Origin of the sequence: Rhizobium redzepovicii (genome assembly GCF_019793435.1) — a bacterium.
Lineage (GTDB): Bacteria > Pseudomonadota > Alphaproteobacteria > Rhizobiales > Rhizobiaceae > Rhizobium > Rhizobium redzepovicii.
In genome coordinates, this window is sequence record NZ_JAILYH010000085.1 from 1 (window position 1) to 436 (window position 436).

Sequence of the window (436 nt, forward strand, 5' to 3'; positions counted from 1 at the left end):
GCAAGGGCGCCAAGACTGCGGCCGATGCCGCTGCCAAGCTCGCCGGCGTCTCCAAGGTGCTGCTGGCCGAAAGCGACGCGCTTGCCAACAATCTGGCCGAACCGCTTGCCGACCTGATCGTCTCGCTCGCCGGCTCTTATGACACCATCGTCTCTGCCGCCACCTCGGTCGGCAAGACCGTGCTGCCGCGCGTCGCTGCCCTGCTCGATGTCGCCCAGGTCTCGGAGATCATCGAGGTTGTCAGCCCCGACACCTTCAAGCGGCCGATCTATGCCGGCAATGCCATCCAGACGGTGCAGGCCAGCGATGCCAGGAAGGTGATCACCGTGCGCACCGCCTCGTTTGCCTCGGCTGCCGAAGGCGGCTCTGCAACGGTGGAGGCGATCGCGGCGGTCTCCGATCCGGGTCTGTCGCGTTTCGTGAAGGATGCGCTGTC

At 66.3% G+C, this 436-nt stretch carries 1 pseudogene; it reads left to right on the forward strand.

What is annotated here, in order from left to right:
* Positions 1-436, forward strand: a pseudogene (locus K6N12_RS33685) (electron transfer flavoprotein subunit alpha/FixB family protein); the annotation flags it as partial.